Origin of the sequence: Nonomuraea sp. B5E05 (assembly GCF_039880665.1) — a bacterium.
Taxonomy (GTDB): domain Bacteria; phylum Actinomycetota; class Actinomycetes; order Streptosporangiales; family Streptosporangiaceae; genus Nonomuraea.
In genome coordinates, this window is sequence record NZ_JBDPMJ010000004.1 from 461,753 (window position 1) to 476,353 (window position 14,601).

The 14,601-nt window shown below is 71.4% G+C and carries 11 protein-coding genes; 6 read left to right on the forward strand and 5 right to left on the reverse strand.

Annotated features, from left to right (window positions below):
- Window positions 1-6 precede the first annotated feature (6 nt).
- The 4 genes from ABGB01_RS10905 (at window position 7) to ABGB01_RS10920 (ending at window position 5,534) form a co-directional block, all read left to right on the forward strand.
- Window positions 7-1,029, forward strand: coding sequence for a MoxR family ATPase (locus ABGB01_RS10905; RefSeq protein WP_347772892.1), 1,023 nt, complete (start codon window positions 7-9; stop codon window positions 1,027-1,029).
- Window positions 1,030-2,166: a DUF58 domain-containing protein gene (locus ABGB01_RS10910; protein WP_347772894.1), complete on the forward strand. Its 1,137-nt coding sequence runs from the start codon at window positions 1,030-1,032 to the stop codon at window positions 2,164-2,166.
- Entirely contained in the window at window positions 2,163-4,304 is a 2,142-nt protein-coding gene (locus ABGB01_RS10915) for a DUF3488 and transglutaminase-like domain-containing protein (protein ID WP_347772896.1), read from the forward strand. The genes ABGB01_RS10910 and ABGB01_RS10915 overlap by 4 nt, the downstream gene beginning before the upstream one ends.
- Window positions 4,305-4,757: 453 nt before the next feature.
- Window positions 4,758-5,534 carry a Clp protease N-terminal domain-containing protein gene (locus tag ABGB01_RS10920; protein WP_347772898.1) on the forward strand — a complete coding sequence of 259 codons (777 nt, stop codon included), beginning with the start codon at window positions 4,758-4,760 and terminating at the stop codon, window positions 5,532-5,534.
- 261 nt (window positions 5,535-5,795) lie between these two features.
- On the opposite strand, the gene ABGB01_RS10925 is transcribed toward ABGB01_RS10920, so the two are convergent.
- The 4 genes from ABGB01_RS10925 to ABGB01_RS10940 form a co-directional block, all read right to left on the reverse strand.
- Complete coding sequence (locus tag ABGB01_RS10925; RefSeq protein ID WP_347772900.1) at window positions 5,796-6,713, reverse strand: hypothetical protein; 918 nt, start codon at window positions 6,711-6,713, stop codon at window positions 5,796-5,798.
- 107 nt (window positions 6,714-6,820) lie between these two features.
- Entirely contained in the window at window positions 6,821-7,939 is a 1,119-nt protein-coding gene (locus ABGB01_RS10930) for a magnesium and cobalt transport protein CorA (RefSeq protein WP_347772902.1), read from the reverse strand.
- Window positions 7,940-7,965: 26 nt separating this feature from the next.
- A complete protein-coding gene (locus ABGB01_RS10935) occupies window positions 7,966-8,439 on the reverse strand; it encodes a nuclear transport factor 2 family protein (RefSeq protein WP_347772904.1) in 474 nt (157 codons plus the stop codon).
- 7 nt (window positions 8,440-8,446) lie between these two features.
- Window positions 8,447-9,331, reverse strand: a complete 885-nt coding sequence (locus tag ABGB01_RS10940; protein ID WP_347772906.1) for an amidohydrolase family protein — start codon at window positions 9,329-9,331, stop codon at window positions 8,447-8,449.
- Window positions 9,332-9,365: 34 nt separating this feature from the next.
- Between ABGB01_RS10940 and ABGB01_RS10945 the strand changes: the two genes are divergently transcribed.
- Both ABGB01_RS10945 and ABGB01_RS10950 read left to right on the forward strand, forming a co-directional pair.
- A complete protein-coding gene (locus tag ABGB01_RS10945) occupies window positions 9,366-10,064 on the forward strand; it encodes a M50 family metallopeptidase (protein WP_347772908.1) in 699 nt (232 codons plus the stop codon).
- Between the two features lie 55 nt (window positions 10,065-10,119).
- The gene (locus ABGB01_RS10950) at window positions 10,120-11,595 is read left to right on the forward strand and encodes a protein kinase (RefSeq protein ID WP_347772910.1); all 1,476 of its coding nucleotides are present in this window, start codon (window positions 10,120-10,122) and stop codon (window positions 11,593-11,595) included.
- Here the strand turns inward: ABGB01_RS10950 and ABGB01_RS10955 are convergent.
- Window positions 11,584-13,758, reverse strand: a complete 2,175-nt coding sequence (locus ABGB01_RS10955) for a thiamine pyrophosphate-dependent enzyme (RefSeq protein WP_347772912.1) — start codon at window positions 13,756-13,758, stop codon at window positions 11,584-11,586. The two genes, ABGB01_RS10950 and ABGB01_RS10955, sit on opposite strands and share 12 nt — an antisense overlap.
- Between the last annotated feature and the right edge of the window lie 843 nt (window positions 13,759-14,601).

Genomic DNA, 14,601 nt, shown 5'->3' on the forward strand with positions numbered 1-14,601 from the left:
ACTCAGTTGACCCAGTACAACCACCAGGACCAGGTCGAGCAGACGGTGCAGCCGTACCAGCAGCCGCCGCAGCAACCGGCCCAGCTGGCCGGCCAGTTCGCCCAGCGCTTCCAGCTGCTCGCCGCCAACATCGAGCGCATCATCCGCGGCAAGCACGAGGCCATCGAGCTGGCCCTGATCTGCCTGTTCTCCGAGGGGCACCTGCTCGTCGAGGACGTGCCGGGCACCGGCAAGACCACGCTCGCCCGGTGCGTCGCCGCCAGCGTGGACGCCGAGTGGCGGCGCATCCAGTTCACCCCCGACCTGCTGCCGAGCGACATCACCGGCGTGTCGATCTTCAACCAGGCGCACCAGAAGTTCGAGTTCCACCACGGGCCCGTCTTCGCGAACATCGTGCTCGCCGACGAGATCAACCGCGCCTCGCCGAAGACCCAGGCGGCGCTGCTGGAGGTCATGGAGGAGCGCAGGGTCACGGTGGACGCCGAGCCGCATCCGGTGCCCCGTCCGTTCCTGGTGGTGGCCACGCAGAACCCCGTCGACATGGACGGCACGTACCCGCTGCCCGAGGCCCAGCTCGACCGGTTCCTGATGAAGATCTCCGTCGGCTACCCCGACCACGTCTCCGAGGTCGAGGTGCTCAAGGGCATGCCGACCGGGCCGCAGGTCGAGCGGCTGCCCGTGGTGGCGCGGGCGTCGGACGTGTCCGGGATGATCGACTTCGCCTCGCGCATCCACGTGGCCGACCCCGTCTACGACTACATCGTGGCGGTGTGCGCCGCCACCAGGATCAGCCCGCACCTGCGGCTCGGCGCCAGCCCTCGTGGCAGTCTCGCGCTGCTGCGCGCGGCCAGGGTCAAGGCCGCCGCCGCCGGACGCCACTACGTCGTCCCCGAGGACGTCAAAGCACTGGCCGTACCGGTGCTCGCGCACCGCCTGATCCTCACGCCCGAGGCGGAGCTGCGCGAGGTCACCACAGCGGCGGCGCTCGGCGAGATCCTCGCCGGGATGCCGGTGCCGCAGGCGGCGTAGGTGCCGCCCGCGCCTGCGGCGGCGCCGTCGCCGGGCCGCTGGAGACGGGCCACGGCCGTGCTCACCCCGCTGGGCTGGGGCACGCTCGCCGGGTCCGTGGTGCTGTACGTGGCGGGGTTCGCCCTCGGCTACCCGGAGCCCGTCGTGCTCGCCACCGGAGGGCTGCTCGCGCTGGGCGCCGCGCTCGCCTGGACCGCTCCGAAGCCCAGGCTGGCGGTCAGCCGCGAGGTCGCGCCGCTCAAGGTGCCGCGCGGGGACGCCGCCGTGGCCGTGCTGAACGTACGCAACCTCGGCCGGCGCGGCCTGTCCGGGCTGCGCGCGCAGGACCGCATCGGCGCGTCGGAGCACACGGTCGACCTGCCCCGGCTGCCCAGGAACGCCGGGCGCACGGTCTCGTACCCGCTGCCCACGGACGTCCGCGGCGAGATCCCGGTGGGCCCGCTGCGCCTCGTGCGCGCCGACCCGTTCGGCCTCACGCGGCGCGTCAGGGAGTACGGCCGGCCCGCCGCCCTCCTCGTCCGCCCCCGCACCGTCACGCTCCCCGTCCCGCCGTCCGGCAGGGCGCACCACCTGGAAGGCCCCGCGGGCGACAACGCGCCCAGCGGCACCGTCACCTTCCACACCCTGCGCGAGTACGTCGTCGGCGACGACCTGCGCCACATCCACTGGCGTTCCAGCGCCCGCACCGGGACCCTCATGGTCCGCCGGCTCATCGACGCCGGCCTGCCCACCACCACGGTGGTGCTCGACACGCGCGGCCTCACGGAGCCGGCCGTCGACGCGGCCGCGTCCGTCGCGCTGGCCGCCGCCCAGGCGGGCTTCCCCGTACGCGTCCTCACCGGCGAAGGCCCCCTCCTGGACGTCAGAGCCGGCCCGGAGACGGTCCTGGACCGGCTCGCCCTCGTCCAGGCGGGTACGGCGGCGGTCACGGAGGTGATCCGCGTGGCGCGCGGCGGGGGCTCCCTCGTGCTCGTCACCGCGGACCCGTCGGAGGCGGCCCGCCTGGCCGGGGTGCGGCGCCGCTTCGACCGCGTCATCTGCGTGTACACGGGTCAGGGGCCGGTGAACGTCCCCGGGGTCACGCTCCTGCCGATGCCGTCGCTGGACGCGCTCCCGTACGTATGGGGATCCCCATGAGCCGCCACCGCGGCGCCGCACCCTCACCGGCCGGCCCGATGATCGGCCCGATGGTCGGCCCGATGGTCGGCCCGATGGTCGGCCCGATGGTCGGCGCCGCAGGGTGGCGGCGGGCGGCCGGGCTGGTGCTGGTGGCGGCCGTCGCGGGCGTCGCCGGGTGGGGGTTCCACCGGGTCTTCCCCGGCGCGGAACTGCTCATGGCCGTCGTGCCCGCCGCGGCCGCGCCCCCCGCCGTGGCGGCGCTCACCGGCAGGCGTCCCCTGTGGCTGGCCCTGGCGATCGACCTGGTCCTGTGGTTCGCCGGCGCCGTCCTCCTGTACGGCGGCCCGCAACCGGCCCTGTTCGCCGACGTGGCGAACGCGTGGCACGCCCTGCTCACCACCCTCCTGCCCGCCCAGCCGGAGCCACGGCTGCTGGTGCTGGTCCACACGCTGGTGTGGGCGGCGGCCACCGTCGGCGCCGAGACGCTGGCCCGCACCAGGACCAGGATCGCCGCCGCCGTCCCCGCCCTCGTCGTGTACGGCGTCGCGCTCCTCCTGGGCGTCGACGGCGCCGGATCGAACCTGCCGGTCGCGGCGGCACTCCTCGTGCTCATCGCGGCCCTGGCCCTCGTCCGCGAGAACCGCCCCGCGGCCTGGCTGCTGGGAGGCGTCCCCGCCGCCGCGGCGCTGGCCGCCCTGGCGCTGGTCGCGGGCCCGCTGCTGCCCGTGGCCGCGCACCCGTACAACCCTCGGGAGGACGCCGGCCTGCCGCCGCCCGTACGCGTGGACAGCGTCAGCCCGCTCGACCGGGTCTCGGCGTGGCTGCAGATCCCCGACAGGGACCTGTTCACCGTAAAGGCGGACCAGCCGCTCAACTGGCGGCTGGCCGTGCTCGACCGGTACGACGGCGTACGGTGGACGTCCGGCGCGCGCTTCCGGCCGACCGGCGGCCGGGTCCCGGAGGGGGAGTGGACGGGCAGGGCGGACGTCGTACGCCAGACCGTGACCTTCGGCGGGTTGCCGGGCAGCTGGTTGCCGGCCGCCGAGCGGCCCGAGGAGGTCGGCGGGGTGGGCGGGCTGGCGGTCGACCCGGACAGCGGAGCGTTGCTGGCCGCCGCCGCACCGGGCAAGGGGTTCAGCTACGAGGTGACCTCGCGGGTGGCCAGGCCCGCCAAGCAGGACCTGCTGGACGCCACCCCGGCGGACGACGCGAGCCTGACCGCGTTCCCCGAGGGGCCGCAGCGGAGGTTGTTCCGCGGGCTCGCCCAGGAGGCGACCGAGGGTGCCGACACGCCGATCAGGCAGGCGTACCGGCTCCAGACCTACCTGCGGACCAACGCCTCCTACGACGTCACCGCTCCTCCGGGGCACTCGCTCAAGGGGCTCGAGTTCTTCCTGCGGACCACGCACAGGGGGACGTCGGAGCAGTTCGCTGCAACGTTCGCGCTCATGGCCAGGACGCTCGGCCTGCCGTCGCGGGTGGTCGTGGGTTTCCGGCCGGGGGAGAAGTCCGACGGGGTGTATCACGTTAAATCTGGACACGTGATGGCGTGGGCGGAGATCAAATTCGACCGGCTCGGCTGGCGGCCGTTCTACCCCACGCCGGGACGCAGCGGCGCCAAGGACGACCACGACGTCGTCTCCTCGGCCATCGAGGAGAGCGAGGCGCTGGCGGGCGAGCTGTCGCAGGGCGGGAGCGACCGGCCCAGAACGTCCCGGCCGCAGCCCGCGGGCGAGGGCGAGCGGCCCGCGAGCGGCCGGGACCCGTGGCTGCTCGCGGCGGCGGCCGGTGGCGGGCTGCTGGTCGTGTACGCGGCCGTGGCGGCGATCCTGCCGTGGTGGCGCAGGCACAGCCGCCGCAGGGCCGAGGGGCCCGGCCCGCGGGTGCTCGGCGCGTGGCGGCAGACGTGCGACGACCTGGGGTTGAAGGGAGAGCCCGCGCTGACGGCCGAAGAGGTCATCATCCGCCATTCAGGCGATATTTCCGCACACCTTCGGCCGTTGGCCGAAATTTCCAACTACGTCCGGTACGCACCCGGCGACGTCACCGACGCCGCCGCCACCGCGGCCTGGCAGCGCAGCGACGCCATCCGCAGAGCCGTCCGCGCCGGGACCCCGCTCACCACCCGCCTGCGCAACCGCCTCCTCCTGCGCTGACCCCCGCCGGACATCTGGGAAGCGCCACCGTGAAAGCAGAACGGCGTGTCGGGTGATAACAGGTGACGACCGACACACCGGAAGGGTGCACATGACGGGGGAGACGATCGTGACGTCGGTGCCCTGGGCGGCCGCACGATCGTGCCCGGCGTCAGTGGTACGGAGCGTGGCGGATGTTCACCATAAGTGTGCGATCGCAGGTCGAAGGGCACCCGGCACTCCTCTTTGCCCGGGCCCGCAGCCCGTGGCTTCTCCACGCGCCACCGGATCGTCCAGGACTCGGGCTCACCCCCGCGCGGGGTGAGCCCGCTGCGCGTCCGCCGCCTGACGCAGGCCGGCGCCGCGGCCCGCTTCTCGGTCATGCGAGGGCGAGAAGGGATGTGGCCGGCCGGTCGGAGGGATCCTTCGTGATCGGACATTGGCGTAGCACCCCATTGGGGTTATAGTGGGGTCATGCCTAAGATCAATGTTTACCTTCCCGACGACCTCGCCGAGGCCGTCAAGCAGGCCGGCGTCCCCGTGTCGGCGATCTGCCAGCGTGCTCTGGAGCAGGCGGTGCGCCGGGTGACCGCCATCAGGGAGATGGCCCTGATCCCCCAGGACCTCGACGAACCGAGCGGAGCGCTGGCCCACCTCACTCCCAGGGCCCGCGTCGTGGTGGTCAAGCTGGCCCAGGAGGCGGCCAGGGCCGACGGAGCCGCGAACGTCGGCACCCAGCACCTGCTCGCCGGCATGCTGGGCGAGGGCGCCAACCTGGCGCTGCACGTGCTGCGCGCCATGGACATCGACCCCGAGCAGGTCGGGCGCGACCTGTCACGCCAGCGGCCTGAGGGTGCCACGGCCACGGACGGCGACGCGCCGCTGGCCCTGAGCGCGGAGGCCGCCAACGCCCTGGAGCTCACCGTCACCGAGGCCACCTCCCTCGGCCACAACTACGTCGGCTGCGAGCACCTCCTGCTCGGCCTCGTCGCCGAACCCGACGGGTTCGCCGGCCAGGTCCTGCGCGGGCTGGGCGCCGAACCCCGGCTCACCCGGCGCGCGGTGGTGGCGGCCCTGGCCGGATACGTTCATCTGCGCGCCGAGACCCAGGCCCCCGCGGCGCAGGGCGAAACGAGCGCTCAGGCCGGGGCGGCGGTGCAGGCGAGACTGGCGGCCGCGATCCGTCAGGAACTCCAGCCGTTCGTCCAGCGCCTCGAACGCCTGGAAGAACGCCTCGGCCAGGACTCCTGAGAGCCTTCCGTGAACGGCGCAGGGCGCAGGCGGGCGCTGGTCGCGTGGCGCGTCACCATCGTCGGCGTGATCGTGGTCGGCCTGGTGGTCGCGGCGACGTGGTGAGTCGCCCTCCGGATGCGGGGGCGACTCTCACCGCTCTGCCGGAAGGAACGTCGATGGCCTCCATCTCGAAGCCGTGTGGAGGCCACAGGATTCGCGAACGCTGGACGTTCACTGTCTCCTCGCCCCGCTGTCCGAGGAGATCAGAGCGGGGCGGGCTCAGGTGAACAGATCCTGAAGGGTTCGGGCGGTGGCCGCCCTGGTGAGCCAGGTTTCGAGCTGGGCCAGGTCGCTGCTGGAGGTGATCCGGACGCGGGCGTCCTCTGAGACGTCGACGCCGCGGGCTGTCAGCACGAGCAACACCGACTTGGCTGCCTCTTCCGCCTTGCCCTCGGTCCTGCCTTCCGCCTTGCCCTCGGTTCTGCCTTCCGCCTTGCCCTCGGTTCTGCCCTCTTCGAGGCCGCGGCCGTAGTGTTCGCGGGCGAAGGGGCTGTAGACGGGCCAGTCGGTGGACGTCATGATTTCCTCCAAGAGGCGCCGGATCTCTGGCGCGGCCATGCTGTAGGCGTATTCATAGTACTTCGGAGCGTGGTCGTCGGGGGTGTCGGCCAGTGCTGTGGCGAACGCCTCGATGACCTTGCGGCTGCGACCGTGGACCATGACCGACATGGCCGCGAGGTCCAGGTGATCGGCGGCCTGTTGGGGGTCGGTGATGGCGGGGATGCCGTCCGGTCCCAGCACCCGGGCCTGGAAGCGGTAGCCGGTCAGCCCGGAGTCGGTCGGCTCCGCGTAGTAGATGGCGTCTTTGCGGTCGGGACAGATGACCAGCACGGTGACATCGCACTTCAGCATCAGCCACAGCGAGGCCGCGTAGCGGGCCAGTTGCCGGGGGTCCTTGGAGCTGTCCTGCTGGATCTCCACGATGACGGCGTGCGCGATGTTTTGCGGCGGCCCCATGGTCAGGACCAGGTCGGCCTCGATGTCGTCGGAGGGGCGGGTGTTGAAGGTGGTCTTCTCTATCCGGATCAGCGGAGTGACGGGCAGGTTCACGCCCATGAGATCGCGGAGGATGTCGACCACCAGTGGAGGGCGGTCGTGAAACAGTTTGACGAGCGTGTCATGTCGGGGGGACGGCATGACACTCATTGTCACACGTCGAACACCTGAAGTGATGAACGATTCGCGATGGCTGCCTGCCGGAGGTACGGCAAGGGGTGTGGATCCCCGCACCGCGCCGCCTGATGTCAGAGCCAGTCGCGGCGCTTGAAGACGGTGTGGAGCACCAGGCAGACCGCCGCCATGAGCAGGATGGCGAACGGGTAGCCGAACGCCCAGTGGGTTTCGGGCATGACGTCGAAGTTCATCCCGTAAATGGTGCCGACCAGGGTGGGCGCGAAGAGGATGGCGGCCCAGGCGGAGATCTTCTTGACCTCCTCGCCCTGCCTGATGCTCGCCTCCGTCATCCTCGCCATCTCCTCGTTCTGCGCCTGCGTGACGAGCGTCGAGTTGACGATGAGGATGTTCTGCAACGTCTGCCGGAAGGACGAGATGCGCTCCGCCACCGTGATCGCGTGGTCGGCCACGTCACGCAGATAGCTTTCGAGCTCGCTGGTCACGCCGTATTTCGCCGCGCCCGCGATGAACCCGTGGATCATCCCGACCAGCGGCGCCGTGGCCCGCTGGAACTCGATCACCTCGCCTGACAGCTCGTAGACGCGGCGGGAGACCGAGGGGTCGCCGCCGAAGACCTGGACCTCGATCTCCTCGATGTCCTTCTGCAACCCGGCCACCACCGGCGCGTAGCCGTCGACGATGGTGTCGAGGATGGCGTAGAGCACGGCCTGCGGGCCCTGCCGCAGCAGGTCGGGGTCGGACTCCATACGCCGGCGCACACCGTGCAGGTCGGGGGCCTCCGCGTGGCGTACGGTGATCACGAAGTTGGGGCCGACGAAGAGGTGCAGCTCCCCGAAGGCGACCTCCTCCACGTCGTCGAGGTAGCGCGCGGCCCGCAGCACCACGAACAGCGTGTCGCCGTATCGGTCGGCCTTGGGCCGCTGGGAGCCGACGATGGCGTCCTCCAGCGCCAGCTCGTGCAGCTCGAACTCCTCGCCGAGCTTGACCAGCTCCCATTCCTTCGGCCGGTAGAGGCCGATCCAGGCCATGCTGCCCGGCTCCTGCTTGAGGCGTTCGAAGGCGTCGGCGAGCGAGCCCGGGTTGTCGACGCGCTCGCCGTCGCGGTAGATCGCGTTGTCGATGACGGTCGGCCGGTAGGGCGGCTCCTCCGAAGCGCGCGGGTCCATGGAGAGCTCGGGCGCCTCCTCGCGCGCGTCCGGGCCGCGCCTGAACCCTCTGACCCTGGCCATGCCCCTCCAAACGGCCTTCCCGGCGGTTACGCGAGCCTGAACTCCTCGAGCTGCTGCACCGCCCGGTCTCTGATGGACTTGCGCCACATGGGCGTCCAGCCGAACAGCAGCCCGTGCGGCCTGCCGAGCGCCATCTTCGACCAGCGCCTGAAATCGAAGTCGTCGTGGTGGCGGACGATCAGGCCGTCCTCGAACCGGAACAGCGCGTCGATCTCGTTGACGACCTCGCGGCGCGTCCGCGAGAACGTGTAGCGGCTCGTCCAGTGCGCGGTGCCGCTGTGGTCGTCCGCCGTCACGTCGCAGTAGGCGGACTTCAGCCCGTCGCGGACGCCGAGCTGCAGCCGCCACATCCGCATGACCCTTTCGCGCCCCTCCACCTCCTGGAAGATGGGGTCGCCGAAACTGACCTCGGGGTGGTAGCAGCTCTTCATGGCCGCGAAGTCCGCCCGCCCCAGAGCGTCGTAGAAGGCGCTGATGAGCGCCACGTGCCGATCGTTCACTTTCCCATCAGATCATGTCCGCGCCGTTGTCCCAGCACACGGCCCTGAGCCAGGCGTCGCCGAGGCCGAGCCGGGCGAGCGCGTCGAGCTGGTGCGCGTAGGAGTAAGGGATGGTCGGGAAGTCACTGCCGAGCACCACCTTCCCCGCGAGGCCGAGATCAAGCAGCGCGGGCCGCAGCCGGGCTGGGAACGGCATGCCGCGCTCGGCGAAGTCGGTGAACGCCATCGTGGTGTCCAGCGCGACCCGTTCGTAACGTCCGGCCAGCTCGAAGAACGGGTCGTACTCCGGCATCCCCAGGTGCGCGATCACCAGCCGGAGCCCGGGATGGCGGCGCAGCACCTGACCGATCGGCTCCGCGCCGACGTGACCTCCGGGTACGGGCACCGAGCTGGCGTGCGTCACCACCGGTACCCCGGCCTCCGCCAGCAGCCCCCACACCTCGTCCAGTTCCTCGCTCCGCGGGTCGAACCCGCCGACCTGCAGGTGCACCTTGAAGATCCGGGCGCCGTCCGTGAGTGCCCGGCGCACGTAGTCCACGACTCCAGGCTCGGGGTAGAAGGTCGCCGACGGGAGACATTCCGGTGTACGGCGGGCGAAGTCGAGGGTCCAGGCGTTGAGATCGGCGGCCATGTCCGGTTTGTGGGCGTAGGCCAGGGCGGGAAACGTGCGTACACCCAGCTTCCTCAGCCGCGCCAGCCGCTCCTCCACCGGCCACTCGTACTCGATCTTCCAGCCGTCGCCCACCAGCGGGCCGCCGTGGCGGAAGTGGTGCCAGACCCGCCGCTGCATGCGTTCGGGCAGGAAGTGAACGTGCAGGTCGATCAGGCCGGGCAAACCGAGGCCGCGCCACCAGTCCGGCACCTCCGCGTCAGAATGTCGTTCTGTGGCCACGGAAATGACTTTACCTGGATAGGGTTTTCCCTCGATGGACAAGTTCTGGGCCCACCTGATCGAGGTTCAGCCTGACCCCGACCCCTGGGTCGTGGCGGTCTCGGCTCTCGCCGCGCTCGTGCTCGTCGGTTTCCGCCTGCCCTGGCAGGTGTCCAGAGGCCTGATCACGATCGCCCACGAGGGCGGCCACGCGCTGATGGCGCTGGCCACCCGCCGCAAGCTCGAAGGCATCCGCCTGCACTCCGACACCTCGGGTGTCACCCTGACCAGGGGCAGGCCCACCGGTCCCGGCATGGTGCTGACCGCGCTGGCCGGCTATCTCGCGCCCTCGCTGCTGGGCCTGGCCGCGGCGTGGCTGACCGAGCAGGGCCGCATCACACTGCTGATCTGGGTCGTGCTGCTGTTCCTGGTCTGCATGCTGCTGCTCATCCGCAACCTGTACGGCGCCCTGATCCTGCTGGCCACCGGCGGCGCGGTGTTCGCCCTGATCATGTACGCGCCGGCCGAGGTGCAGCAGGTCGTGGCCCTGGTGGCGGTGTGGTTCCTGCTGTTCGGCGGGATCCGCCCGATCATCGAGCTGCAGCGCAAGCGGCACCGGCGCCAGGCCCGTGACTCCGACGCCGACCAGCTCGCTAGGCTGACGATCCTGCCGGGCGGGTTCTACGTGTTCTTCTTCCTGCTGGTGTCGCTCGCGTCCGTGGCGTTCGCCGCTTACCTCATGAATCCTCTTTAGGTTCGCATATCCCCACTAAACTCGCCTGCGAGCTCCGTGACAGGGGGGGAGTGCCGTGCTGCCAGTCGAGGACGCACCGGGCTACCGCGTGCTCGATGAGGCGGGCCGGGGCGGGTTCGCCGTCGTCTACCGCGCCTACCAGGAGCGCCTCGACCGGATCGCGGCGCTCAAGGTGCTCTCCGTCGACCGGGTCGACCAGCGCACCATGCGCAGGTTCCAGCGCGAGCTGCAGCTCACCGGCCGCCTGACCGGCCACCCCAACGTCGTGACCGTCTTCGACACCGGCGTGACGCGCTCCGGCAAGCCGTACATCGCGATGGAGTTCTTCGAGCACGGCTCGCTGCGCGACAAGGTCCGCAGGGAGGGCCCGCTGCCCGTGCAGGACACGCTGCGCGCGGGCGTCAAGCTGGCCGGCGCGCTGGCCGCCGTGCACGAGGCGGGCGTCCTGCACGGCGACATCAAGCCGCAGAACATCCTCATCTCCCGGTACGGCGAACCCGCCGTCGCCGACTTCGGCGTGGCCAGGGTCGTCGACAACGCGGAGCTCTCGGCCACCGCGCAGGCGTTCACTCCGCTGCACGCCGCCCCCGAGGTGCTCACCGGCGCCCCCCACTCCGCCTCGACCGACATCTACTCGCTCGGCTCGACCCTCTACCACCTGCTGGCCGGCCGGCCCGCCTTCCACAACGCGACGGACCCGTCGATCGCGCCGCTGATGTACCGCGTGCTCAGCGTCGATCCGCCGCCCCTCGACCGCGCCGACGTGCCGCCGCCGGTCTTCGAGACGATCCTGCGGGCGATGTCCAAACACCCCGAGGCACGGTACGCGTCCGCACGTGAGTTCGCGCGGGCGTTGCAGCAGGTGCAGGGAGAGCTGGGCCTGCCGGTGACGGACCTGGTGGGCCAGGACCCGGGGCCGGCTGTGTCCATGGTGTCCACGGTGTCCTACCCCCGCCACGACCCGCACGCGACGGGTCCGGCCGGCCCGGTCAACCCGGTCGCGACCGGCGGGCAGGCGACCGGCGGGCCCGGCGGTCCGGCCAGATCGCCGCGGCTGCCGAGAACCCTGGCGATCGGCGCCGGGATCGCCGTCATCGCGGCCGGCGGCACGGCGCTGGCGGTGCACCTGTCGCTCCAGCAGAGCCCGCCCCCGCCTACGACCACCCAGCCGCCGGCCTCCCAGCAGGGCACCGGCGAGCCCGAGCCCATCGACGAGCGGGACGTGGCGGCGCTGGCGCCGCGCGCCCTGAAGGTGACGGCGGACCAGGGAGCGCTGGTGACGCTGCGGTGGGCGCTGCCCGCCGGCGCCCGCCGCTATCCCGTCGTGCTGCAGCGTTCTCCGGTGAAAGAGGGCGAGCAGCGCATCACCGCGCTCGCCCAGGGAGCCACCTCGACCCGGGTCGCGGGCCTCGACCCGGACACCGGCTACTGCTTTGTCGTCGGCGTGCCCCTGCGCATCTCGCAGTCGTCGACCGTGGCCTGGTCGAAACCCAAGTGCATCAGGGGCGCGGTGGCGCGCTCAACCGAGTAGCTTGCGCGCCGCCTGCTCGATCTCCTCCTCCGAGAGCAGCACGTGGTCGGCCGCCCCACCCAGCGGGACGAAGCTGTCGGACGAGGTGACCCGGGCGATCGACCCGGTGAAGCCGGCGTCGAGCAGTTCGGCCACGACGCCCTCCGACACGCCTCCCGAGTGGCGGGTCTCGTCGGCGATCAGCACGCTGCCGGTCAGCTCCGCGGCCCGCAGCAGGTCGTCCATCGGCAGCGGCGCCAGCCAGCGCAGGTCGAGCACGCGGCAACCGTAACCCTCCTGGGTGAGCCGCACCGCGGCGCGCAGGCTCATCCGAACCCCGTTGCCGAACGTCACGATCGTCAGGTCGCGCCCGTCGCCATAGGAGCGGGCACGCCCGATGGGGACGTGCGTCTCGGCCCAGCGACCGGGCGGCGCGTAAGGTGCCAGCCAGCCTCCGTCGCCCTCCTCGAACAGGTCACGCGTGTGGTAGAGCGCGATCGGCTCGAGGTAGACGCAGACCGACCCGGACGTGCGGGCCGCCGCCAGGCAGGTGCGCAGCATGGCCGAGGCGTCGTCGGGGCGCGACGGCGAGGCGATGACCAGCCCCGGGATGTCGCGCAGCGCGGCCACCGCGTTGTCGTTGTGGAAGTGGCCGCCGAACCCCTTCTGGTAGGCGTAACCGGCCACCCGCACCACCATCGGGTTGGTGTAGTTGCCGCGCGAGAAGAACGACAGCGTGGCGGCCTCCCCGCGGATCTGGTCGAGCGCGTTGTGCAGGTAGGCGAGGTATTGGATCTCGGGCACCGGCAACAGCCCCGACACGCCGGAGCCGAGCGCCAGCCCCAGGACGGCCTGCTCGTCGAGCAGCGTGTCGAACACCCGCCCAGCCCCGAACCGCTTCTGCAACCCTCTGGTCACGCCGTAGACGCCGCCCTTCTTGGCGACGTCCTCGCCGAGCACCGTCATCTCCGGGTAGACGGTCAGCGCGTCGGCGAGCGTGCGGTTGATGGACTGGCAGAGCGTCAGCGGCTGCTCGTTCTCCGGCAGCGACCCGGCGAACGCCTTCTCCCTGGCCTCGCCGGTGGCCGCCACCGGGCTGATCCTGGCGATCAGCTCGGGGTCGCGCGGCGCGATCGGCTCCATGACCTCGCGGGCCGAGCCGAGGCGCGGGCTGCGCGTCGTCTCCCTCGCCATCCGCAGCACGTGCTCGCGCGCGGACTCGTACGTGGTGAGCAGCCCTTCAGGGGTCTCCAGCCCGGCTTCGACGAGCAGCGCCGCCGTCCGCAGCAGCGGGTCGCGCGCGAGGTCGGCCTTGATCTCGCGCTGCGTACGGTAGGCCGACTCGACGTCGGAGCCGGCGTGCCCCATGAGCCGCACGGTCGACAGGTGCAGGAAGGCGGGGGAGCGGTGCTCGCGTACGTGCTCGGCGGCGCGGACGGCCACGTCGTAGGCCTGTGCCAGGTCGCAACCGTCGGCGGCGAAGTAGGCGATGCCCGGGCGCCGCGCGGCCGTCTCCACCCATCCCTTGGGGGTGCGGACGCTGATGCCGATGCCGTTGTCCTCGCACACGAACAGCAGGGGCAGCGCCTGCCCCTGGTAGGTCGCGTAGGAGGCGGTGTTGAAGCCGGACAGGGCGCTGGCGTGGTTGATCGAGGCGTCGCCGAAGCTGCAGACGGCGACCGCGTCTTCCGGCCATGCGGACCTGACGCCCAGGGCCCGCGCCCGCTCGATCGCGAACGCCACGCCGACGGCTCTGGGCAGGTGGCTGGCGATCGTCGAGGTCTGCGGGATGACCGCCAGGTCGGGATGGCCGAACACCTTGTGCCTGCCGCCCGCGATCGGTTCGTCGGCCGCGGCGGTCAGGCCCAGCAGCACATCGCGGATGCCCTGCTCGGGCAGCCGCCCGGCCTGCTCCGACCTGGTGAGGTAGAAGGCGCCGGAGCGGTAGTGGAGCAGTGCGGGGTCGCCGGGCCGCAGGGCGGCGGCGACGGCGGCGTTGCCCTCGTGACCGGCGGAGCCGATCGTGTAGTATCCCTCGTCCTGCGCGCGCAGCCAGCGGGCGGCGATGTCGAGCAGCCGGCTGTCGAGCTGGCGGTGGAACAGGGTGCGGCACTGCTCGCCGGTCAGGGCGACGCCGTCGCGGACCGGCTGCCCGGGATCTCGGGCGGGGCCCGCCTCAAGCATCGCAACGGCCTGGGTGAAATGAGTCTCAACTGTGTCGCGCGCCACAGCTCGATTATGTCTTTGTTCGGCGCCGCCGTCTGCTGGACACCGGTGACATGTTGCGGGCCGGTCCTTTTGACTCCGACTTATGACTGTTTGTCAGAATCCCCAACCTTCCCGTACGCGAGCACGTCTACTGGGGTGACACACGTGGCACCCTCAATGCCGCGTTGGACCGCAACGCATGTAGCCGCCCTCGCCACCGTGCTGGCCGCAGGGACGGTCGTCTCGGCGTCCGCCGTCGCGACGGCGGCTCAGGCCCCCTCCATCGCCAGGGTGAGCATCGACCCCGGCCCTCCGATCGACGTCTCCAAGGGCGCGGTCAAGGCCACGTTCAGCGTGATCTGGCGTGGAACCCCGGGCGTTCACACGCCTGGGAGGAAACGACAGCGCGGGAGGGCCTCCAGGCCCGAGCGGTGCTCTGACAGCCGGTTTGTGTGGGTGGCTCGGTCTGGCCGCTTCTGGTTCTCGATGTACTTCTTGGTGATCGGCAGGGGTGGCCCGCCGCAGGACGCGGAGACGTACGAGGGGGACCAGAGCCGGCCACCCCATAGGTACCGGCGGATGGGGGCCGGAAACTCGTTGCGCAGCGCGGATATCGGGTTGGGGTTTCCCCGCGCTGTGACGTGGACCTCTTGATAGTGTGTTCGATCATGAAACTGGTGGTGCAGGTGAAACTCCTGCCGACGCCGCAGCAGGCGGCGGCGCTGGAAGCCACCCTGGACGCCGTCAACCGAGCGGCGAATCTGGTCGCGGCATTGGCGTTCCAGCGCCGCTGTTTCCGTAACTTCGATCTGCGCAGGC

Bases quoted from the DNA above. Each gene is read 5' to 3' on its own strand.
- ABGB01_RS10915 (WP_347772896.1), top strand. From the start codon at position 2,163: ATGAGCCGCCACCGCGGCGCCGCACCCTCACCGGCCGGCCCGATGATC.
- ABGB01_RS10920 (WP_347772898.1), top strand. From the start codon at position 4,758: ATGCCTAAGATCAATGTTTACCTTCCCGACGACCTCGCCGAGGCCGTC.
- ABGB01_RS10925 (WP_347772900.1), bottom strand. From the start codon at position 6,713: ATGCCGTCCCCCCGACATGACACGCTCGTCAAACTGTTTCACGACCGC.
- ABGB01_RS10930 (WP_347772902.1), bottom strand. From the start codon at position 7,939: ATGGCCAGGGTCAGAGGGTTCAGGCGCGGCCCGGACGCGCGCGAGGAG.
- ABGB01_RS10945 (WP_347772908.1), top strand. From the start codon at position 9,366: ATGGACAAGTTCTGGGCCCACCTGATCGAGGTTCAGCCTGACCCCGAC.
- ABGB01_RS10955 (WP_347772912.1), bottom strand. From the start codon at position 13,758: ATGCTTGAGGCGGGCCCCGCCCGAGATCCCGGGCAGCCGGTCCGCGAC.